The following is a 23,249-nucleotide window of genomic DNA, read 5'->3' as shown; positions in this document are numbered from 1 at the left end:
CTTAGCCCCTACCTTTAGTTGGCCTCAAGCGTTAAGGCGACTCCGCTTTTTTTAAGCTGTAAATGTTGTCGACTGTTTAACAAAAACAGACGATTAGCGTCTATCGCAAGGTCATTTGCCAAAAAGTTTTTCACCATTTTGGCGCGCGCATCAGCTAGATGGGCAAGTTCCCGCTTCGGTATGTCCATGGCACTTCTTACTTGATTGTACATGGCAATATACAGTGCTTGTTCAACTTGTGCGGCATCAGGTGTTACTTGAACAGGTGTTGTTTCGCTATTTTCAGTATCTTTTGTACCTTCACCTTCACTTTTATCACCATCGCTTTGCTGCAACTTAGCTATTACCACTCCGCGTTCTTCTTCTACTGTTTTGCCGGTGCTGCTAACGAATAACTCACTTAATGCGTCAGCTAGAGGGCCGCTTATCGGCATGGTACTTGGCGACAAGCTTTCTGGTAGCGCCTCTTGGCCAGAAAGGGCTAACAGCTGTTGTTGCAGTTTCTGTTCCGCTAGTTCATAAGCGTCAGGTACTTCGTCTACAGTGCCTTCAATATTCACGCGAAGTCCAGGGCGTTTTGCTAGCGCATCGGCAAGGGTAGCGAGTTTGCTTGATGCAGCATCACTTAGCTGTGATGAGCCATGTGCAAAGTCGATTTCGTTAAGCTCATCGTCGTCGCTGCCCACTAAGTTCGCCAACAACGAAAATGGCGCAGTCACCGCCTTCGTGATCAAGTTACCAATTGCTTTTAATATGATAGAGCCGAACCCAAAGGTTGGGCTATCTAAATCACCAGATACTTCAAGACCCAGATCAATAACACCGTTCGAGTCTTCTAACAAGGCTATGGCCAGCCCAAGCGGTAAGCTTAACGCTTTCTCAGAGTCCGTTTTTCTACCTAAGGTAAGTTGGTCGATGACAACATGGTTATTGCCCGCTAATTGGTTGTCCTCAAGCAAATATTGTATATCGAGGGACAATAAACCTTTATCAATAAAGTGGCCCATATAAGTACCCGAATAAGGGTTTACAGACGTTAGTTCCGCGCCTTCTACGGTAAACGTGAGGTCTAAAAAGATGTCTTCTATTAGCGGGTTAATTGCGCCATACAAAGCAACTGGCGCGTAGCCATCTATTTTACCTTTTACGTCTACATTTGCGGCGGTGTCGGCATTTGATGAGAGCTTAGTAATACTGCCATTTAAGCTCTCAATGCCAGAAGCAAAGCGTGGGCGTAAAGAATTGTCAGCAAAGTAGGCGCTACCATCATTAAAGACTATTTCATCGATACGAATAACAAGCTCAGAGGCGTCTTCGCCAGCGCTTAGGAGGGCTTCCTGATTTAATTCAGTTTGGGTATCAGGTTCCATTTCTGCTGTTGAAGTAGCAGGAGTCGTTGAAGCGGTTTGGTCAACGACGATATTGCCAAAATTGGTTTGTTTATCCTGTGCAATTAGAAGTTTAGCGTAAGGTTTATCCAGCGTTATTTTTTCTAAAGAAAGGGCGTTGGTAATAGAGTTAAATTTAATTCCCTCTGCTTGCAAATCGGCCCATTGCAGTAAAGGCTCTTGCTTTAAGCCCTCAATAATTGTGAGTGAAGCTACATTTGCTTGGCCATCAAATACTATTTTACTGTCACTATTGGCTTCAAAACTACCTGAAAGAGCTGCGCTGCCATCTTCAAGAGCAAGGTTTAAATACTGCTCTACATAAGGCTGAAGTTGGGAAAGGCCGAATTGGCTGATATCAATAGTCCCCGACACGGCTTGAACATTTGCCAAAATAGCGCCTTTACTGCTTATCGATGAAGCGGGTGTGGCTATCGATAAAGTGTCGGGTAGGCTTGAAGTGGAAGACTGCGCTAGGCTGCCACCGAGCTTTATATCAATAGTGTAATCGATTGGGGTTGTCAGGGTAGAATCTATCACGCCCGTGGTTAAATTTAGCGGAAACACTCGCCAATTAACCCCGTCAGAAACCATACTTTCTCGTACGAGTACATCGCCCTCGTTTAACGCGAACGCTTGCAGTACTACCCGCCACGCCGCTTTATCACTTTGTGTGGCATCAACAGAAGCTGAGTTCCCTGTGTTTGGCGCTGCGCTGGCGCTATAATCTGATGACGTTGGCGCGGTTGCGGGAGGCGTCGCAGGTGAGGCTTTTGTCGGGGCTGTCGGGCCTGTGGACGAAGTGCTCGAGGCCGCTTGTGAAGCTTTTTCATCGAATCCTTTTGGGGTAAATATTGATACTAAATCTACACCCGATTTGTCGATTTGAGCACTTATCCAAGGCTGTTCTAGGCTAAAATTAGCAACATTAACCTGCTGCGTTTCGGTATCTAGGCTTATGTCACTGACACGTAATTCAGCAAGCTTAATTCTAGGGCTTTCTTTGTCTGAGATAACTAATTGAGACAAAGATAAGTCGGCATTATTTGCTCGAAAGCGAAAATCATTATTGTTTTCTGATAAATGATAATCCAGGGAAAAACTTAGGGCGCCATTTGTTATTTTCGCATCAATCATGTCATCAGATAATGGCCAAAGCGGAGCTAACGCAATTTGGCTCACCTCAAAACTACCCGCTATATCTATGGGAGACAGCTGAAACTGCCCATCGAATTGAACGCTGCCGCCTTCGGTGGTCGCGAGGGTAAAAGAATAGTGGTTGGCTGATTCTTCTTTGCTGCTATTTTCAGTGCTGTTCTTTGCACTTAGGGAGTTATTATCAGCGCCACTAACCTGACTTTGGTCTGCATCTACATTTAAGGAAGTGGCTAGGGTATCAAGATTGTTTAGCGTAAAAGACAACTCTGGATAATCAAGCTGTGTGTCGGTGACATAATCGGCCACTGAAATGTGGCCATTGCTCAGGCGAAATTTCCCCAAGCGAATATGAGGTATTTCGCTTTGCTCTTGCGCTTCAGGCTCGGTTGTATCGTGATTAGCTTTAGCGAGCGTATCTATAATGTCAGAAAAATTAAATACGGTGGTATCTTGATCAGACGCTAGTGAAGTATCACCTTCCGATACCCGAGCAAAGCGTGCATAAGGGGCATTTAGATAGATGTGCTCTAGGGTAGGGGTAAAGCTGAATAGGGTGTGCCAAAAGCCCACATCAACTTCCAGCAGTGTAAACGCAATGAATGGTTCATCGTTACTAGCTTCATCAATAGAAAGCCCAGACACCCTGGCACGCAGCAAGAAAGGATTGATACGAATGCTTTCGATACTGGCATTTCGGCCTAACCGTTCACTCAATATTTTTGGTGCTTTGGATTCAAGAACCATAGGCGCAACAAGGCCCAGTATTAATGCGTAGAATAAGTATGCCAACAGAAAGTAGGTAGCAATACGCCGCCATTTAGGTTGCTGCTTAAATGAGGTAGCTAAGTTTTTTATGGGCATAATTATTCTAGACGTATTAAAAAGAAGAGAAAAAGGCGACGAATAAGTGATGGCATAGGTCAATCACTAATACAGCCGCCAAAAATAAATATTAAAGCATTGAGGCTAAATTACCTAAGCCAGACTGAAGTAAAGACTGTGTTTCTTCATTGCTGTTTAGGTAAGTGTTAATTTGTGTGATAAAGCTGCTTATCATATCTGCATCTAAGCCAAGCGCATCGAATTGTTGCTTTAATTCGTTTATAGAGCCTAGAGAGCTACTATATTCTGAGGCTTTGCTTAGTAATCCAGACATGGTTGAGCCGCCATTTGTAGAATCTGCCGCAACCGAAGGTACGTTTTCTAACAAAGAATCTAAACCAGGGATCGCACTGGCGAGTTCTGAATAATCAGCAGTAGTCAGGTTGCCTTTAGCATAATCAAAAATCGAGGCTAAACCACCTTCAGACTGTGTTTCACTTACGCCTAAATTTTCTGACACCATACTTACCAAACTAGACACATCCAGTGAGCTCGCCTCAGCCGTCTCTGTGGTTTGTGAAGAGGGGGTAGTGGCATCACCCAACATACCTTTTAGTTTGTTTAGCGTGTCATTGGCAGAAGCGTGTGCCGAGAATGATAATGTAGCGATAACGAATAAAGATAAAATTTTCATAAGATTTTCCTCTGAAGTAGAAATCTATCGGGCTGTAGCTAGTAAGTCAGTAAACTAAGAAGCAAGGTGCTCTTTAAACTAGCTCTTTAGCCTAGCTCGATAGCGCAATAGATAGTGTTTTAAATAGTGCAATAGGTGAAATTTAGGCGGTATTCTGAGGCGCTATGCTATCGTAAATTAAGTGCTATTGCCTGCAATAAAGTGTAAAGCAGCTTTACATTGAAGTGGGGAGTACGGCGCCTACAGAATCGTGTAGCCACTATTTATCTCAAAAAAAAGGCTGACACGTTATTAGTTAAAGGGTTTGTATTAGGTAAATGGCTACAACGTATGTTGTAGCCATCGTCAGTACTTTTCTTAGTATAAGCCTAGCTTAGTCTAGCTTTTTCAGCGGCTCAATTTTAGGAATTAACAACCATACCGCTGCCATTGCTATAATGGCGAGCGTTGCGCCAATGATAAACGCAGGGGCATAGTTCCCATCGGCAGTAAGGTAAGGAACCAAAGCGGTTAAACCGACCGCCCCTAACTTTGCTGCCATGCCTGAAAATCCAGCCAAGGTGCCTACCGCTTTTTTGCCTAATAAATCGCTTGGTAGTGTTTGTACGTTACCAATCGCGGTTTGAAAACCAAACAAGATGATCGCCATGATAATAACCGCCATGGTAGGAGAACCAGGCTGAGACATGGCTAAAAGCGAAGGAAGCATAATTAAACAACCAAGCGTAATGGTGAGCTTTCGAGTTTTATCTGTATTCCATCCAGCCTTAAGCCTATTTTGAGCAAGCAACCCGCCAAACCAAGCACCAAACATAGCACCCACATAAGGTACCCAGCCGTAAATACCAATAGACTTAACATCCATGGCGTAAACTTCATTCAAATAAATGGGGATCCAAAATACAAACAGCCACCAGATAGGGTCAATAGCAGCAGAAGCTATAATAACGCCCCAGCTTTGCTTACGTTTGAGTAGCTCACCAGTAGAGGGGTTGTACTCTTCTACTTCAGTCTCAACCATGTCTGCTGACATCGTAGTTTGACGTTGACCAGTAAGGATATACTCACGTTCCTCATCAGTAATCCAAGGGTGAGCACCAGGTGGTGCTTTTACAAGAATTAACCAAGGAATTAACCACAGTAATCCAACTGCGCCCACAACAACAAACAGCATCTGCCAACTGAAATAAACGGTCAAAAATGCGATTAAGGGTATGGCAATAATGCCACCAATAGCAGCACCAGAGTTAAAAATACCCTGTGCAAGCGCACGTTCTTTCGTGGGAAACCATTCTGCATTTCCTTTTGCAGCACCTGGCCAATTGCCTGCTTCAGCAATACCTAGAATGGCGCGAAATAAGCTAAAAGTTAGCAAACCTTGTGCAAATGCATGAGCAATGGTGGCCAACGACCATACGCCGATAGACAGCACAAAGCCTAAGCGGGTACCAACCCAGTCGAAAATTTTACCGAAAATGGCTTGCCCAAACGCGTAAGCAAATACAAACACAATGGAAATATTAGCGTAAATTTGCTTGCGTTCTAACGCTGATTCATCCGGAAATAACTCTTCAACAATATCAGGCCACAACACGCTAAGTGCCTGACGGTCGATATAGTTAATCACGGTGGCAAGCGCAATTAATGCGATTACCCACCAACGTAAGCCATTTAATTTCACAGTTTTATTCCTCTAAGAAGTCTTCGCGTGGAGGACTAAAGGTGTCAATTAATATGCCGCCAGTAGGACAAACTGCGCCGTGGTCTGCATGCGGTGGAATAAGGCAGCTATCACCTGGTTTCATTACCTTAACTTCGCCGTTGATGCTGAAGTGGAATTCGCCTTCAATAACGTAAGTGACTTGAGAGTGTCTGTGCGCGTGCACGTACCCTTCTGCGCCCTTGTCGAAAAAGACTTTAACCATCATTAATTCTTCGTTATATCCAAGCATTTGGCGTTTTAGCCCGCCGCCGATATCTTCTATTTCAGTTTCGTTGCCTGATAAAAAAAGTGCGCTTTGCTTTTGCATTTTACTTGCTCCTAATAATTAAATAGCTCTTAAATGGCGGTCTACCATTTAACAAATAGGGTTTGAATTCTTATGTGAATTTGAAACGAGTGTCTTTGAGAGATGCGTTGCTACCAAACGAAGCAAATACAGTAGAAGAAAGGGGTCTCAATTGTGTGATATAGGATAAGAAGCACATCGGGTGTTACCTCACCTTTTTATTGTTAATGAAACAGTTCAGTTACTAACATAGTAAGAGTTCGATTAACTTCACAGCACGTTAACGACAGGTGTGTGCTTTCGTTATTGCCTCGTAACCCCAAAAATCACAGTAGTCTTGCTATTTGCTTTATAAATTGAAGTGTAGCGGGGCGCTTAATACCAACCAGAATTAGCAAAGCTATTAGTTAGCATCAAGCGCCCAAGTAGTTCAGACAGGATCTACTTTTTTAATTTTAGAAAGTAATCAAAAATCTCTGGTACGTTTCCGTTACCCATGCCAGCTTCAAATGCAGCCTGCAAGTTAGAAGATGAACCTTCTGCAATTTTAGACTGTGTTCCTAAGTCTTCTACCATTTGTAAGAAATAACCAAGATCTTTATTCGCATTTGCGATTGAGAAACCAAGATCACTTACATCATCAACAGCATAGTTCTTACAGAACTGCATAAACGGTGAGCTAGATGGACCTGTCGACATGATGTCGAAAAGTTGTTGACGATCTACGCCAGCCAAGTCAGCTACAGCAAATGCTTGAGACATTGCACATACCGTTGTCATACCCATAAAGTTATTAATTAACTTAGTTGTATGACCAGCACCTAATGCGCCAAGGTGGAAAACGTTCTCACCTTGGTCTTCTAGTACAGGCTTAACCTTGTTGAAGGTCTCGATATCGCCCGCAGCCATAATATTAAGCAAACCATCTTTAGCGTGAGCTGGTGTACGACCAAGAGGTGCGTCGATCATACCAACGCCTTTCTCTGCTAGGTCAGCACCAATCTTGCGGGTAGATGCAGGAATAGAAGTACCAAAGTCTACCAATACAGAGCCTTCTTTCATGCCTGCAAGAATACCGTCTTCTGCATACATTACTTTTTCGACAATGGCTGATGTGGTTAGACACAGCATAACGATATCTGATGCTTCAGCTAGCTCTTTAGCCGAAGAAGCTGCATTAGCACCTCTTGCAACACATGCTGCTACCGCATCTTTGTTAAGGTCCATTACATTAAGCTCGTAGCCTTTCTTTTGTAAGTTTTCGACCATATTGCCGCCCATAAGGCCTAGACCGATGAAACCGATGACAGGTTTTGACATGTATAACTCCTAAAATATCATGGCACAGGCTGTGTTGAGAGTGATGTTAATTTCACTTCGTAGCCGAGTGCGCTATCTTGCTTCTAATTAATTTAATAAGTAATTTGAGCTTAAGATTAACATCTCGCTAAATAATTGGGTTCTGTATTGAACAAAGTGGCTTATGACAGATGTACCCGCTAAAATTGAAGGGGCAATAAATTTTTCCTATCAAAAAATCACTTACCAATTAAATATTCACCATTAACCAATGCCAAACTTAATTCGTGTCTCTTATCGACTAGTATGATGACAGTTCATTTTGCTTCTTGAACCAATCAGCATATCAAAAACAGTATTAGTATCATGCCATATTGTCAACCAATAATTAAAAAATGGGACTAATTTGGTTTGTTTTTTAGTTGTTTTTTGAATTTTTTGTTAACGTATTTTCTTAGCTTGAAATCGTTTTCCAAGAATTGGTTTTGCTGTATAGATCTGATTTATATCAATTTATTTTGTTTTTTAAAAGTGCCTATCAAATGTTTAATAACCGTGAATATCTTGATCTATTTGGTAATTTTAATTGGTAACTAGTGGTTTGGTGGAGGGTTGACGACTATCATAGTGTTGGTTAGTCTTTGAACAGGTTGAGGGTTAAACCATATTCAGATATTCATTCTAGCAGTTTTCGCCACAGATTCGAGTCATCCAGTTCACTGGTTTACTATCAACGAGCCTTTCGCGTGAATATCTACTTATACAGAAACATGAATTTCGGGAGATAAGATTATGTCGATGACAGGTAAGGTTGCAATTGTAGCGGGTGGTGGCAGAGATATTGGTGCTGCTTGTGCGGTAGAGCTTGCTGCTCGTGGGGCTAATATTGTTATTACGTATCAAGCTAGCGCTGACAGGGCGAAAGAAACTGTTGAAAGGATAATTGCTGCGGGAGGGAATGCGATTGCTATTCATGCTGACCTTACTCAAAAGGCCGATGTTCATAATACGGTTGAAACTACGTTGTCGACTTACGGGGCTATAGACTGCCTGGTTCATGTATCAGGTGGTCTGGTAGAGCGTAAAAAGATATTGGAAATGGATTTAGCACATTGGCACAAAGTACTCGATGTTAACTTAACGTCTTTGTTCCTTATGGTACAGGGGGTTATTCCTCACATGAAAGCGGGTAGTTCAATTGTTACCTTCTCATCTCAAGCCGCAAGAGATGGTGGCGGCGGTGGCGCTATTCCATACGCTACATCTAAAGGGGCTGTCTCTACCTTTACCAGAGGCTTAGCGAAAGAATTAGGGCCAGATATCCGCGTGAATTCAGTTTGCCCAGGTATGATATCGACTGGGTTTCATGACACCTTCACCCCAGACAATGTCCGCTCAAATGTGGCGGGGGCAACTTGTATTAAGCGAGAAGGTACATCTGAAGAAGTCGCTAAGCTTGTGGCATTCTTAGCGAGTGATGATGCTTCTTATATGACCGGCAATAATGTGGATATTAATGGGGGCTTGCTTTTCTCATAGCAGTCAATAAGTAAACACTATCAACATAGATGTTGATAAATTATTACCGATAGTTAAATAAAAGCCTCCTTTGCGAGGCTTTTATTTTTGCCTGGTTTACAATTGTTAAGTTTATATAATTAAACAAAATCATTAAGTTATGTTTGTCTTCTGGTTTGGTAATATCAATAGGTATATTAATTGGTAATATAGAAAGTTAACAACTGGTTGACATTGTGTTGTGGGGTTGGTTACATTGATACTTAGTATCTTTCGGCTCAGGTTGAAACATTTTCGACTTTTGACATGACGCTAATCAGCACCTCGCTATTTGATATCGCTGCTTATGCTTCATGCAAGTGTTAAGTTTTGAAGAGCCCCTTCTTTAATCATATAAAGGCGATTGTCGTCTTTCAGATAACTTAGGTTGTTTGCATGAATGCTAGTGTGTTTTCTGTTCCTGTTTTAGTCACTTGTAGCTTACTATTTGTTGCCGGCTGTAATTCCACTTCTCCACAAGCTGGTGCAAAAGAAGACAGCACCGATGTTTCCAATCCTTTGTTACAAGTATCGCAATCAGATGGCATTTTAGTTGCCGATAAAAAGCAATTTCTCAAACATGCTAAGTCGTTAAAAGCGGGCGATACCATTGTACTTGCTGATGGCGTTTGGGAAGATTTTGAGATTTTATTTAAAGGTGTTGGTACACCAGATAAGCCTATTACGTTAAAGGCGCAAACTAATGGCGGCGTAGTATTGTCCGGAATGTCAAACCTTCGACTGGCGGGTGAATACTTAGTCGTTGAAGGCTTGGTTTTTAAAGACGGATATAGCCCTACCGGTGAAGTGGTATCGTTTAAAGAGAACGACGACAACCTTGCATATCACTCTCGTGTTACTCAAGTGGTTATTGACGGGTTTAGTAACCCAGATAAATTTAACGCTGATAAGTGGGTAGTGATGTACGGTAAGCACAATCGCTTCGACCATAGCCACTTAGAAGGCAAAAGTAACGCTGGCGTGACAATGGCGGTGCGTTTGAATACGGAAGATAGCCAACAAAATCATCACCGTATCGATCACAACTACTTTGGCCCTCGCCCAATTTTAGGTTCTAACGGTGGTGAAACCCTTCGTATTGGTACCAGTAAATACTCCTTAAGTGATTCATTCACTATTGTAGAGAACAACTACTTCGACAGATGTAACGGCGAAGTAGAAATCATTTCGAATAAATCAGGTAAGAACCAGTTTTTAAATAACGTATTTTTCGAAAGTAGAGGTACGCTAACCCTTCGTCACGGCAATGGAAACCTAGTGGAAGGGAATGTTTTCTTTGGTAATGGTAAGCACCACACTGGTGGTATCCGTATTATCAATGCCGACCAAACGGTTCGTAATAACTACATGGAAGGGTTAACGGGTATAAGATTTGGCGGTGGTTTTACTGTAATGAATGGCGTGCCGAATTCTTCTATTAACCGCTACCATCAAGTTAACAATGCCAAAATTGACAACAATACTTTGGTGAATTTGGACAATATCAACTTAGCAGCTGGTAGTGACGCAGAACGTTCGGCAACGCCTATCAACAGCAGCTTTGCCAATAACCTAGTAGTAAATAAAAGCGGCGAAAATCCGTTTAAGATTTTCGATGATGTGTCAGGAATTACGTTTAAAAATAACCTTACCAGCCAGCTTCCACAAGACGAGCTCGCGCAAGGTTTCGATGTTAAAGAAGTTGAATTAGTGCGTGGCGAGAATGGGTTGTTGCAAAGTGAACAGGCACAGCAATTAGACATCGGCGCTCCAGCATCTTTAAGCCCAACGCTAAAAGAAGATACCGGTGTAAACTGGTATGAGAAAGCAGGCTTACCCATAGACTTTGACTCTGGTAAAACGGTTGATGTAAGTTCTGCAGACGAGCTTTACAGTGCAGTAGCTCAAGCAGAAAGCGGAAGCACTATACTGCTTAAAGCGGGAAGTTATTCGCTGAACAAGCAGCTACAGGTGAAAAGTGTAGTAACACTAAAAGCAGAGTCACCGCGCTCTGTTACCTTATACCCCATGCGCTCTTTAATGATTGAAATTGAAGATGGGGGAAGCTTGAAACTTGATGGGTTGAATATATCAGGTAAAAAATCGCCTGATAGTGCAGGTAATGTCCTAATTCGTAATACTAAATTACCTACCTTGTTTAATCACAAGCTTGCCATTCATAACACACACATTACCGACTTGAACGTGAACCATTCCTCTCACGTATTCGATGCGGGCTACAGAAGCTTGGCCGACAGTATCGATATCACTGACAGTGTATTTGAAAACATTACTGGTGACGTACTGCGTTTAGACAAAGAGCAAGATGATCTAGGCATTTATAATGCCGAATACGTCACCATCAAAAATTCTACCTTTTCAAACATTGAAGGTGCTATTGCAAAAATTTATCGCGGCGGCACAGATGAAAGTACTTTTGGTCCTCATTTCACGTTAACTGAAAGTGATGTCTCTAATGTTGGAAAGGGCAAGCGTAACAAGTCTCAGTCTTCCATTTTTCTATTGGGTGTTCAGCAAAGCCTAATTAGCGGCAATACGTTTGTAGATAGCAAGCTAGTGACTATCGATCACACGGTAGGTGAGCCAAAAACTCAAGTTCTTGATAATACCTTTGATAATACGCCACTTCCTAAAGTGACTGAAACCTTTACCAAAGGGGCATCAACGGCAATTGTAAAAGGTAATAAGTCGAAGTGAGATCCTACGGGATAGCGTTTTCGAGCGTACGCTTTATAAAAAAGACGACCAAGTAATAGTAGGTAAGGTAGTAGTATGAAGAATTTGAGATGGTGGGTAATTGCCCTGGTTGCATTGGCAACGGTGATTAATTACATAGATAGACAATCGCTTAGCGTATTGTGGCCGTTTATGGGGAAAGAAATTTACCCTAATAAAACCGATGCTGAATTAAAAGAAGTGTACGGGATTATTAGTATTGTATTTCTATTTTCCTATGCCTTCGGTCAAGCCTTGTTTGGTAAGGTGTTTGACTGGGTAGGTACCCGCATAGGTTTCGTGCTATCTATTGGTATTTGGTCGATTGCTACCGTACTTCATGCTTTTGCCCAAGGAATTCTTACCTTCAGCATATTCCGCGCTATTTTAGGTGTTTCAGAGGCAGGTAACTGGCCTGGGGCTGCTAAGGCTAATGCGGAGTGGTTTCCCACTAAAGAACGTGCATTAGCGCAGGGTATATTCAACTCTGGTGCTGCCATTGGTGGCATTATTTCAATTCCCTTAATTGCTTATCTTGCATTATTTTTTAGTTGGAAAGCGATATTCGTAATAGTGGGTTGTACCGGTCTTCTTTGGCTTATTCCGTGGATTATAGTGGTTAAATCACCTCCAGGTTCACACCCTTGGATCACTGCCGAAGAAAGAGAGTACATTCTTACAGGTCAAAGAAACGAAGCTACCAACGCCGATGGCAGTGCTATTGCCGAATACACACCTACTACAGGGCAATTACTATCTCACAAACAAAGCTGGGGCGTGATTATTGCCACTGCGGCAATCGACCCTATTTGGTGGCTATTTATTGTCTGGATCCCTACCTATTTGGTTGAAGTTTATGCCATGGATGTAAAGGGCTTGGCTATTTATGGTTGGGTACCTTACGTAGGTGCCATGCTAGGTGCATGGTTTGGCGGGCTGCTCGCGCAAAATAGACTGGGAGCGGGTTGGTCGGTAAACAAAGCCCGTAAGTTAGTTATTACGCTTGGTTGCTTAATCATGTTGCCAGCACTGTTGATGTTGTCTAACCCAAACAGTGAGGTTGCTGCGGTACTGATTATGGCAACCATTTTGTTTGGCTTTCAAACAGCAATTGGAAACGTACAAACATTACCAAGTGATTTATTCGGCGGAAAGTCGGTAGGTACACTGGCGGGTTTTGCGGGTATGGCGGCCAAACTAGCGGCAGGGCTTTTGATATACGCAGTACCTTCGTTAACTGCAGACGGCAGTTACACAGTGGTCTTCGTTATTGGTGCGGCATTAGCCATTATTGCCATGCTTAGTATTTGGGTTTTATGCCCGAAGATTGAACCGGTTGAAGCTAAGCGATAATAATCGCTTAGCTTCATGTTAGTCGTGTAGATTGGGTAGGTAGCTTTTATGGCAGCGATAACAAAAGCGTTATTACGCAGTGTCGTTTTTACTTCATTAACACTGGTTAATATTGTTGTAGTAAACACTTCATTGGCTGAAATTATAGCTGCTACCCATACACTTCCCGAGTCTCACCAAGTACTACCTGAAGGGGAGCTGCTTGGTGATTTTAGTTCACTTGACCCATCGAAACCACCAAGTAAAAATTTTGACTTATTAAGTTGGACACTTAGTCTTCCTACCGATCTAAATAAAGATTTAAAAGCCGACATTATTTATGAAAAAGCACTAAGTGACAGTTTTGTACTCAAACCGCTTTTTTACACTGCCGTTGATGGAGGTATGGTATTTGCCTGCCCTAATACTGGGGCAAAAACATCAAAAAATACCAAGTACGCCCGAACTGAATTGCGAGAGATGCTCCGCAGAGGTAACACTCGTTTTAAAACTAAAGGTATCACTAAGAACAACTGGGTATTCAGCTCGGCACACGGTTCAGTTAAGCGAAAAGCGGGAGCTGTGGAAGGTAGTCTTGAAGCAACGCTTGCCGTGAATCGCGTTTCTACCACTGGAGACGAGAAAAAAGTAGGGCGAGTGATCATTGGACAAATACATGCTACCGATGATGAGCCCATTAGGCTGTACTACCGTAAATTACCGGATAATGACAACGGGTCAATCTACTTTGCCCATGAAATTAACGGTGGCGATGATGAATGGGTAAACTTAGTAGGGGGCCGCTCACACACTTTAGAAAATCCTGAGGAGGGTATAGCCCTTAACGAAAAATTTAGTTATAAGATTACAGTAAAGAATGACATCTTATTTGTCACTTTAGTCCGAGAAGGTAAAGCAAACGTAACCAAAAGCTTTGATATGAGTAAAAGTGGTTATAACAAAAATAACGAATACATGTATTTTAAAGCCGGTGTTTACAATCAAAATAACAGTGGTTCGGACAAAGACTACGTACAAGCCACCTTTTATCATTTAGATAATCAACATTAAATGAAGGGTAAATAAACTCTATTTAATACAGCCAATGGCACCTATTCCCACACATAGCGTTGCTTCACTTCACTTCACTTCATTTAGCGCTCCAAGTTACTTTCAATACTGCTTCCTGATGGCATCTTGCCGTTTTATATTCAACATTCACCGTAAAAATAAATTGGTAATAACAATGTATTTACCATTGGTCTGACGTTGCAAGCCTTATTGACTGCCGCTATAAATGTTTTTGTGAATTAAATGTTATTGCAATGGCATGATAATGGTGGCAAAAGTTATATTATTGTGGTTATATGTGCCGACAGGTTAACAATGTTGTCTTAATGTAATTTCAATTGGTAACCTATAACTCTTTAATTTGGTAATAATAGTTAATTATAAAAATATTGTGCGGTTCACTACTCAATAGCCAAAACCAATAACTCGGAGAATAGAGCCATTATGAAATTAAAAACATTTGCACTTTGTGCAGTTGCAGCAGCGATAACAGGCTGTAATGTTGACACAGACGTTAGTTCAGACAACAACCCTAATACATTGGGGTCTATTACCCTAGCGGGTACAGCGATTAGCGGTCAAACGCTAAATGCAACCGTAAGCGATCCGGATGGTATTTCTAGTACAGTTACCTATTACTGGTACGCTGATGGTGTTGCTATTGACGGTGCGAATTCTTCATCATTCACTCTTACTGACGATCAAATTGGTTCACCAATTACAGTTCAAGGGCTGTATACCGATGATGGTGGCATTAACGAATCCCACATCAGTGACCCTACCGACGATGTAATGGCCATTGCGTCAGATGCGACAATTACCCTAAGTGGCGACGCTCTTGTAGGCTCAACGTTAACAGCTACTGTTGCAGACGAAAACGGAATCGAAAATGCGGTTATCGTGTACGCATGGTTCGCAGACGATACGCAAATAGAAGGTGAAGTCACTTCAGAGCTTATGCTTAACGACGCTCAGTTCGGCACAGTAATTACTGCTAGTGCCACATTCGAAGACGATCGCGGTTTTAGCGAATCAGTCACCTCCGCAGCTACTGATGTAGTGGCTCGTGTGAACTCTGAAGGTGCAGTTGCTATTACCGGTACTCCGACGGTAGGCAACACCCTTACCGCTGAAATTGCTGATGAAGACGGCGCAACAGGGGATATTTCTTACCAGTGGTATGCTGATGATGCGGCCATTGATGGAGCAACCGACAGTACTTACGTGGTAGATGCTTCATTGGTTGGCACAGTGATTACCGTGCAAGTGACTTATGTTGATGATAACGGTTTTGAAGAAGACATTACGTCTGCGCCCACTATTCCAGTTACCAGTGTTGCGGTAGACCAAGCGGGTAGTATCGAAATTATGGGTACTGCGCCTTACTTAGCCAGTGCCACACTAACGGCTGAAATCACTGATAATAACGGCATTGATGAAGCGAACGTTGTGTACACCTGGTCTGCTGATGGTGTTGAAATTGCCGATTCAAACGCTAAGACCTTCACGCCATCGGCTTATGCTGGCGCGATAATTTCAGTTAGCGCTGCTTATACGGATAATGATTCGTTCACCGATACAGTAACAGACGCGTTGGACTCAGTGGTGTATACCCAAGTAGTGGGTGACGCTGCAACGCTTGAATCTGCTTTAGTTACCTTAGCGGATGGCGATGTACTCGGCTTAAATACGAATACCTATACAGGTATGGCAGCGCTTGAATTAACCAGTGGTATTGAACTTCGTGCGGTTGAAGGTGAGACCCCTACCTTTAGCGGTGATTTCTGTATTCACGTTGCCAGCTCAGCTGATGGCGCAGCGGTAACGGGCTTAACCTTCACAGATATCGATACGCTTTCAGGTTCAACCTGTGATAGTGGCGAAGAAGCCATGATTTATTCTGAAGGCGATAACTTCGTATTCTCACAAAACACCATGGGTAATGAGCAGACCACTTTGAACTACCCAGATGATGCTTTCCATTGGATGGTAGTGAAAGGCAGCGGCGCGTTGATAGAACGTAACACATTCTCTGGTCGCTCAGTGGCAGCAGAAGGCTCTATTATCAAGCTAGCTTCTTCCGGTGCTGACCACGTTATTCAATACAACTTGTTTAGCGAAAGCCCGAATTCAAACTTTGATAACTCAAGCCTTCTTTTACTTAATTTAGGCAGCACTACCGGTGACGATTCAGCCGACATGGCTAACTTCACTGTTCAGTATAACTTGATTGACAATGTGACTACTGGCCGCCGCTTAATGCGTGTTCAAACCTCAGGTGCCACAATCAAAGGCAATACTATTGTAAATGCTAGCGGTGGTATTTCACTTGAAGACGGTGGGTTTAATACGGTTAGCGATAACATCATTATTCGCACATCCGATATTGTAAGCTCTGACGACAGACCAAGTGGTGTACTAGTAACGCCTTTAGGTCACACCATTACCAACAACTACATTGCGGGTATTCGCTCTGGCAACAAAGAAGCTGGCGGTATCGTATTTACGGTAAACCCATTCTCTCAAGCTGATGGCGGTGTACCGAATTCTGGTAACCAAGCTGTATTAGATGGTTCTGGCGACCTATCGCTTACTGTAACTAACAATACCGTACTTAACTCGCTTCAGCCTATTGTATTCAGTACTGAAATTGGTTCGAAAGCCGGTGTTAGTGATTGTGACGACTTAGCCGAAACCTCAACACTATACGGTCTTAGTAATCAATTTTTCGTTATCGACTTTGACGCTAACTTAATTGCAAATGGCTTGAACAATGACGCTTCGACTGAAGGCTTGTATCTGAATGCTGACGGCGGCTTTAGTGACCATTCCTTCGAATATGACTGCGACTTAATCAACCACACAGAATCAACCCTGACTAACAACTTTGGTTTCAGCGACAGTTATATGTCTGGTGATACCTCGGATGACTGGGTAGATATCAGAAATATTGATGGAAATGGCGAATTTGATACCGATGGCGCCATTGACCAAGACCCTGCTGGAAATGGAAAAGAAGTTCCTGAATTTGTAGTTGCTGAAAGCACACTTATCGAGACTGACGAAAGTGGTGCGCAAGCAGTTGCTGGTGCAAAAGGCCTTTACTACATTCAAGCATCTGATGTGGGCGTAGGTTCTACATGGACAGCAGACGATGAATAACACAACACACACAGCCCTATACACATTAAAAGACACAACGGAGATCTCGTAATGTCGTTGAAAACACAACAGAGTAAAACCTTGAGCGGTGAAAACGTGGAGAATGCTGAATTCACGCTTCGCCCTGTGGCCAAGTGGGTACGTACCGCAATTATTGCCAGTGTAGCCACTACCAGCGCATTTTCACTTCACGCTCAAGAAGCCAATGTAACTGAAGAAGACCAGGCTGACGTCGAAGTTATCGACGTGGTTGGTACACGTAAGACAATTCAAGATCAAATTGCTATTAAGCGTGAGTCTACAACCGTTGTTGATGGTTTATCATCAGAAGACATTGGTGAATTACCTGCACTTTCTATCGGTGAAGCACTAGAGTCTATTACTGGTGCGGCTTCTCACCGTGAAAACGGTGGCGCTACTGAAATTACCATTCGTGGTCTTGGCCCGTTCCTAAGTGCTACACATATCAATGGTCGTGAAGCAACCAACGGTAGTGGTGACCGCTCAGTAAACTTCTCTCAGTTCCCTTCGGAACTTGTGAAGAAAGTGGCTATTTATAAGACCCAAGACGCCTCTATGATTGAAGGTGGTGTGGCCGGTGTTATTTCACTAGAAACGGTACAGCCGCTAGATTACGGCAAGCAACGTATTCAAGGTGAAGTTAAAACTAACTACAACCCTGATCAAGCCAATGTCGATAACTCACTTCAAGGTGATTTAGGTTTTCGCGGTACCGTTAGTTATGTCGATCAGTTTGAATTTGATAACGGTCAAGCATTAGGTATTTCTTTTGGTATGCAACGTCAAGATATCAGCCAACCAGAAGCAGAATACAGAAGTTCAAGCCCTACAGGTTCTTCACTATGGGCATGTTTGAACGACCCAACTAACACTAACGAAGGTTTCTATCGTAGCAGTGCGGGTGACTGTGAAGATCAAGTTAGTGGTAGCAGTAACCAAGGCTACGATACTGCCATTGATCCTGAAACAGGCGAAGCGGTTAGTGCTGGTTCTCCTTATGCATGGACAGGAAGCAGCCGTAGTTATCGTCAAAACGAAACGTCTGATGAGCGTGATGCGCTATTCTTAGCGCTTCAATTCCAACCGTCTGAGTCTTGGGATATTAACTTTGATGCTCAGGTGTCGGATAGAACGCAACAAGAGTCGCGTCACGATTTAATCTTCTTACAAAAACGTGCTATCCCAGGGCTTACTGGCCCTACGCTAGTAACGAACGATGTAGGTGGTATCTTACATTGGGAAGGGCAAGACCGTATTGAATCTTCAGGTGAGCAATTCTCTCGTGAAGAGAACTACCGTGGTTACGGCCTGAACATCGAGCACTATGCTACCGATGCACTAACCGTTAAGTTGGATTTGGCTTACTCAAAAACATCACGTGAAGAATTACAAATTTCTAACCGTGCGAGAACAGCCGACAGACAATCATTCAGCTGGGATATGGGTGAATATATTCCTCATTTCACCGTGAGTGACTTTGATGTTACTGACATTTCTAACTACACAGATAGCCTTCGTACTCGTATCGATAGAGAAAATACCCGCGATAACGAAATCAAGTCCGCGCGTTTAGACTTTGAATATATATTAGACAGCGAAGTTTTCACCAGTGTTCAAGCAGGTTTAAGAACATCTGAACTTAGCTTCATTCAATATGGTGGTAGCCAAGGTAATGGTTCGCGTAACGAGTTTACGCTAGATACTGCAAATGCAGATGCACTTGAGTTACTACAAAGCTGTCAGAAAGACTTCCCTGAATCTGACTTCTTAGATGCTGTGTCAGATGGCGACCTGATTACTAACGTTGATAGTGACGGCAATGTAATTGGCGGCGGTTCTTCTTGGGCTACTTACGATAATGTGTGTTTCTCACAAGCTGTTGTTGCGTCTCAAAACGGTGAGTTTGGCTACCCAGACGTAGAGTATGAAAACAGCGGTACTATCGATGTAACAGAGAAAACAAACTCTGCTTACGTGATGGCTAGCTACGATACAGAAATGTTCAACAAATTCATTCGTGGTAACTTTGGTGTGCGTATTGTTGATACCGAAGTCACCTCAGTGGGCTTTAGAAACTCGTTCGATGTGGTTACTGACGAGCTAGGTGTAATTAGCTTAGTGAGCGGTGACTCGCTTGAAAGAATTGAAGGCGGTGGTGATTACACTGAAGTACTTCCAAGTTTTAACTTGGTAGTTGATTACAGCGACGATATTTTAATTCGTGGTGGTATTTACCGTGGTATGTCTCGTGCCGATCCATCTGACTTAGGCTATAGCCGTACGTTCCAAACCGATGATGACTTAGCGCCAACGTCACTTGCCGATTTATTAGTAGGTGTTAATGGTTCAGGTAACCCTGATACGCAGCCTCTTATGTCGTGGAACTATGACGTTGCTTTTGAATGGTATCCTAACGAAGATTCAATCTTTGCGTTTGGCTTATACTACAAGCAATTCCAAGGTGGATTCCAGCAGCGTACCGTACTTGAAAACTTCGTTATTGATGGTCAAGAGTTTGCGCTTCCAGTGACCAACTCTGTAACTACCGACGAAGAAAGCGATATCTTTGGTTTAGAGGCGTCAATTGCTTACCGCTGGGATAATGGCCTAGGTATTAAAATTGGCTACAACTACGCTGACACAGACTTCGAATTTGAAGATAGCTTGTACGGTGACACCTTCATCACAGATGTAGATGGCAACACCACGCAGTTAACAGCAGGTATTGTTGACCCAGCTTCGGTACCAGGTTTCTCTGAGCACGTATTCAGTACTCAGGTTTACTACCAAATTGGTGATTTAGATACCGCTATTATCTACAAGTATCGTAGTGAATACTTCCAACCTTACACTAGTAACGGTACCCGTTTACGTTATGTAGATGAAGTAGGTGTTTGGGAAGCTCGTATGTCTTACAAAGTTAACGAGCATGTTCGTGTGAAACTTGAAGCGATTAACTTGTTCAGCGCACCTAAATCACAGGATTACTATGTACAAGGTAACCTAGGTGAAGTAAATGACTACGGTCCTCGCTTGTTCGCAGGTGTTAGCTTGAAGTACTAGTTAATAGGTTCAAGGTAGCCGCAATATATTGCGTCTGACCTTTAAAAAAAATGAGGCTGCAAGTCGAAAGACTAGCAGCCTTTTTTGTGTTCGCTGTTCTTTGTATTAATGAGCAATTATCAAAATAGGGGGATCTCCCCATGTCGTAAGAGACTTATCGCTGTCTATATTTAAATGTAAATATCTTGTAAGTGGGTATTTTGCTACATCGCCTAAATCATGAAAAATTAAGGAGTTCGTATGCGATTACGTATGAATAATATGAGATGCACTTTGCTGGGGTTGAGCCTCACAGTAGCGACAGTATCAAGCTCTATAAGTATAGCGAATGCTAGTGTTATCAGTAGTAGTTACGGAAATGCCGTCCACGTTGACTTAACGATAGATTCTTTAGCAAGCGCAGTTGTGGATATTTCTCACTCAAACGGTAGTGCCCCCGGTGCCTATATAGATAGTAGCACGCTAGCGGCGGCAGATTTAACTGCAGGGGTATATTCACAGACCTTTATAGATAGGACGAGTTTGCAAGGGGATATTTCTGCTAGTGTTATGGATGGGCTATCAACCTCATCATTAACGAGTATATTGCCTAGTAGTTTTTCTACATTAGGTAGCGCTACTATTAATGGGCTATCGCTTGATTTGTTTTCAAGCTTGTTGGGCATTAATGGTTTCTTATCTATAACGGCCGACTTACTGAGTACAACATCAAAAGTCGATGCAAACGCAGCGTCAGGAAGTTCTTACTCGCTCGCTAACGCAGGCGGTTCAACTATCACGAATGTAGAGGTAGACTTGTTAGGTGTCAAAGCCACGGTGTCTGCACTGGAAAATCAATCACTCTTTGCAGGGTTAAATATTGCTGATTTCGGGCTAGGTATCTTTGTAAATGAAGCAAATAGTTCGTGCTCTGACACTTTATGCACCGAATCACGAAACGCTGTTAGAGTAGAGTTTAACGATTTTTCTTTAAGTAATTTATACAATTCGTTTTTCTCGATACCGTTCCCTGGACTAGGAGGAAGTATTGACGATCCCATCATTAATGGAGAAATTGTACTGGCGAGTTCATTTGCAACAACGACAGCAAGAGTTAGCGAACCATCGGGACTAGTACTAATAATATTAGGGGGAGTAATGATGATAATTGGGCGTTCGAAATCGATAAATAGGCGTTGCTAAGCACAAAAGAGCGCTATAGAAGCTTAATTTTTAGAAGGAGTGTAAGCGTTCTATGCGCATTAAAACATGAAGGTGCTAATGACTCATTAGCACCTTACTATTTTTCTATTCGCTCTCAGCATAACCTGTATGGCTATTTTTAATCTCGTAAAACGTTGCTTGCGCATATTCCTCTGGGTCACTAGAGTTATTTAAGTGATAGACACCCACTTTAAAATAATGATATTGACCATCTTCATCGTACCTACTTTCAGTCATATCATAGTGAGCAGAAACATCAGCTTTACCTTCACGGCTGATGGTTACGGTCAGTAAGTTTACGTTTACGCTAATGTGGTAACTAAACTTTTCATCCAGTGCAATACCGTCAGATGGGTTGCTTGCTGAATTGCTTCTTGAGCCAATGAGTTCGACGTAGGTTTCAATATTATCACCTTCATTGTCTTCCACTCGGCTCTCGTGGGCAAAGTACACTGAACCTAGTTCATTACCCGGTAGCTTGCGATAATACAAGCGAACAGGCTCATCATCGTTTGCGTGAATCTGCCCTATAACCAGCCTGCCAATTTGGTAATTTTCACCTGTGGTAGTTACATTGTTTACCGCCAAAGTCACGCGTAAATCACCGTCTACACCTCCAGCCGCTTGCTGTCCATCAGCTGAAGCACTGCCGAATACCCAGTTATTGTTGTTTACACCTTGGGTGCTAATAGCGCGGTCGCCTCTTCGTAGCATTTCTCGCAGCTCAACACGCACATAATTCGTATTCGTTGACGTTTTAAAGCCATAGCTTGGCGATCGCATTACGATTCCATTATCGCCTGAGGCGTAAAAATACTCAGAATTACTATATCCGTTTGCAAGTTCGGTTTCAGAGATAGAGTCGGATGTCCCGCTATCATCTTCATCGGTCGGCACACTTAAATACCAATCAACTAGCTCAATACCTACCTCGTTGGGCAATACGTCACTGTAGATGCCAGTTGCGTTTTCACAGCTGTGCATTTGCACTTCAACAATGCCATTGTTGGTGTTTTCATTATTACCTAACCCAACGATTCTGACATAGCGTGCCTGCGACGCGTCGACATTGACGAGTTCGAAGCCACTTTGGTTGCCTTTCGACTCAGCTTGGGCGAGAACAGTAACCCATGTGCTTTGATCAACAGAGGTTTCAACCGAAAAGCTGGCAACACGTTGTGCGCCTTCAAACCACTTTATGGTAAGCGCGCCAACGGTTTCTGTTGTTCCTAAGTCGAGGGTGAGGGCTTTATCTACCCCGTCGCTAGACCATCTTGATATTGAATCGGTGTTTCCATCGATAGCATTCGCAGGCGAAAACTCTGTTGCCGAACTGCCATCATCGGTTGCACTGACTATGGTATGTACTTTGTTAGCGCAAACTTCAGTTACAGGTGTTTCAACAGCGGGTGGAGTGGGTGTTGTGACAGGAGATGTACTGCCGGAGCTTCCACCGCCACCACAGCCGGTTAGCAGTAGTGGAACGAGTAATGAACTCGTAAAAAGGCAAAGGTAAGATTGATTGGTCAGTACTTTTTGAGACAACACAGCGCACTCCTTAATGTAAACGCAATGTAATTAATAAGTTTCAAGTATAAGGGCGTGGATAGTTTTATCCAACACTTATGTCATACCAAAATTTTTTATTATTCTTACACTTTGGTAAGTCTGCTGGTGTGAAGGTTTTGGTTACTGAATATTTTCTAGAAGGAGGGTTGTACAGACATAAAAAAA

13 protein-coding genes are annotated in these 23,249 nt (G+C 42.8%); 7 read left to right on the top strand and 6 right to left on the bottom strand.

Annotation, left to right across the window (positions count from 1 at the left end; genetic code table 11):
* Nucleotides 1-14 precede the first annotated feature (14 nt).
* The 5 genes from ALT761_RS16785 to ALT761_RS16765 form a co-directional block, all read right to left on the bottom strand.
* Complete coding sequence (locus ALT761_RS16785) at nt 15-3,407, bottom strand: DUF748 domain-containing protein (protein ID WP_129740064.1); 3,393 nt, start codon at nt 3,405-3,407, stop codon at nt 15-17.
* A 91-nt stretch (nt 3,408-3,498) separates the two neighbouring features.
* Entirely contained in the window at nt 3,499-4,062 is a 564-nt protein-coding gene (locus ALT761_RS16780) for a DUF2780 domain-containing protein (RefSeq protein WP_129740063.1), read from the bottom strand.
* Nucleotides 4,063-4,435: 373 nt separating this feature from the next.
* A complete protein-coding gene (locus ALT761_RS16775; RefSeq protein WP_129740062.1) occupies nt 4,436-5,743 on the bottom strand; it encodes an MFS transporter in 1,308 nt (435 codons plus the stop codon).
* Between the two features lie 4 nt (nt 5,744-5,747).
* A complete protein-coding gene (locus ALT761_RS16770) occupies nt 5,748-6,092 on the bottom strand; it encodes a cupin domain-containing protein (RefSeq protein WP_057789516.1) in 345 nt (114 codons plus the stop codon).
* A 420-nt stretch (nt 6,093-6,512) separates the two neighbouring features.
* Entirely contained in the window at nt 6,513-7,391 is an 879-nt protein-coding gene (locus ALT761_RS16765; RefSeq protein WP_129740061.1) for an NAD(P)-dependent oxidoreductase, read from the bottom strand.
* 771 nt (nt 7,392-8,162) lie between these two features.
* On the opposite strand from ALT761_RS16765, the gene ALT761_RS16760 reads away from it, so the two are divergent.
* The 7 genes from ALT761_RS16760 to ALT761_RS16730 all read left to right on the top strand — a co-directional run bounded on the left by ALT761_RS16760 (nt 8,163) and on the right by ALT761_RS16730 (nt 21,494).
* Complete coding sequence (locus tag ALT761_RS16760; protein WP_129740060.1) at nt 8,163-8,909, top strand: SDR family NAD(P)-dependent oxidoreductase; 747 nt, start codon at nt 8,163-8,165, stop codon at nt 8,907-8,909.
* A gap of 414 nt (nt 8,910-9,323) precedes the next feature.
* Complete coding sequence (locus ALT761_RS16755) at nt 9,324-11,645, top strand: polysaccharide lyase 6 family protein (RefSeq protein WP_129740059.1); 2,322 nt, start codon at nt 9,324-9,326, stop codon at nt 11,643-11,645.
* Between the two features lie 75 nt (nt 11,646-11,720).
* Nucleotides 11,721-13,016 carry an MFS transporter gene (locus tag ALT761_RS16750; RefSeq protein WP_129740058.1) on the top strand — a complete coding sequence of 432 codons (1,296 nt, stop codon included), beginning with the start codon at nt 11,721-11,723 and terminating at the stop codon, nt 13,014-13,016.
* Nucleotides 13,017-13,064: 48 nt separating this feature from the next.
* Nucleotides 13,065-14,066 (top strand): polysaccharide lyase family 7 protein, encoded by a 1,002-nt coding sequence (locus ALT761_RS16745; protein WP_129740057.1) that lies wholly within the window; start codon nt 13,065-13,067, stop codon nt 14,064-14,066.
* Nucleotides 14,067-14,510: 444 nt separating this feature from the next.
* Entirely contained in the window at nt 14,511-17,228 is a 2,718-nt protein-coding gene (locus ALT761_RS16740; protein ID WP_129740056.1) for a chondroitinase-B domain-containing protein, read from the top strand.
* Nucleotides 17,229-17,279: 51 nt separating this feature from the next.
* Nucleotides 17,280-20,312 (top strand): TonB-dependent receptor, encoded by a 3,033-nt coding sequence (locus ALT761_RS16735; RefSeq protein ID WP_129740055.1) that lies wholly within the window; start codon nt 17,280-17,282, stop codon nt 20,310-20,312.
* Nucleotides 20,313-20,552: 240 nt separating this feature from the next.
* Nucleotides 20,553-21,494, top strand: coding sequence for a hypothetical protein (locus ALT761_RS16730; protein ID WP_129740054.1), 942 nt, complete (start codon nt 20,553-20,555; stop codon nt 21,492-21,494).
* 105 nt (nt 21,495-21,599) lie between these two features.
* On the opposite strand, the gene ALT761_RS16725 is transcribed toward ALT761_RS16730, so the two are convergent.
* Nucleotides 21,600-23,063 carry a polysaccharide lyase family 7 protein gene (locus ALT761_RS16725; RefSeq protein ID WP_232043484.1) on the bottom strand — a complete coding sequence of 488 codons (1,464 nt, stop codon included), beginning with the start codon at nt 23,061-23,063 and terminating at the stop codon, nt 21,600-21,602.
* Nucleotides 23,064-23,249: the final 186 nt, after the last annotated feature.

The sequence above is a fragment of the Alteromonas sp. 76-1 genome (assembly GCF_900654235.1).
GTDB lineage: Bacteria > Pseudomonadota > Gammaproteobacteria > Enterobacterales > Alteromonadaceae > Alteromonas > Alteromonas naphthalenivorans.
This window is presented reverse-complemented; position numbering and strand designations above follow the sequence as displayed.

Excerpts from the sequence above, each read along its gene's own strand:
- ALT761_RS16785 (WP_129740064.1), bottom strand. The coding sequence starts at position 3,407 with ATGCCCATAAAAAACTTAGCTACCTCATTTAAGCAGCAACCTAAATGG.
- ALT761_RS16780 (WP_129740063.1), bottom strand. The coding sequence starts at position 4,062 with ATGAAAATTTTATCTTTATTCGTTATCGCTACATTATCATTCTCGGCA.
- ALT761_RS16770 (WP_057789516.1), bottom strand. The coding sequence starts at position 6,092 with ATGCAAAAGCAAAGCGCACTTTTTTTATCAGGCAACGAAACTGAAATA.
- ALT761_RS16765 (WP_129740061.1), bottom strand. The coding sequence starts at position 7,391 with ATGTCAAAACCTGTCATCGGTTTCATCGGTCTAGGCCTTATGGGCGGC.
- ALT761_RS16760 (WP_129740060.1), top strand. The coding sequence starts at position 8,163 with ATGTCGATGACAGGTAAGGTTGCAATTGTAGCGGGTGGTGGCAGAGAT.
- ALT761_RS16755 (WP_129740059.1), top strand. The coding sequence starts at position 9,324 with ATGAATGCTAGTGTGTTTTCTGTTCCTGTTTTAGTCACTTGTAGCTTA.
- ALT761_RS16750 (WP_129740058.1), top strand. The coding sequence starts at position 11,721 with ATGAAGAATTTGAGATGGTGGGTAATTGCCCTGGTTGCATTGGCAACG.
- ALT761_RS16745 (WP_129740057.1), top strand. The coding sequence starts at position 13,065 with ATGGCAGCGATAACAAAAGCGTTATTACGCAGTGTCGTTTTTACTTCA.
- ALT761_RS16740 (WP_129740056.1), top strand. The coding sequence starts at position 14,511 with ATGAAATTAAAAACATTTGCACTTTGTGCAGTTGCAGCAGCGATAACA.
- ALT761_RS16735 (WP_129740055.1), top strand. The coding sequence starts at position 17,280 with ATGTCGTTGAAAACACAACAGAGTAAAACCTTGAGCGGTGAAAACGTG.
- ALT761_RS16730 (WP_129740054.1), top strand. The coding sequence starts at position 20,553 with ATGCGATTACGTATGAATAATATGAGATGCACTTTGCTGGGGTTGAGC.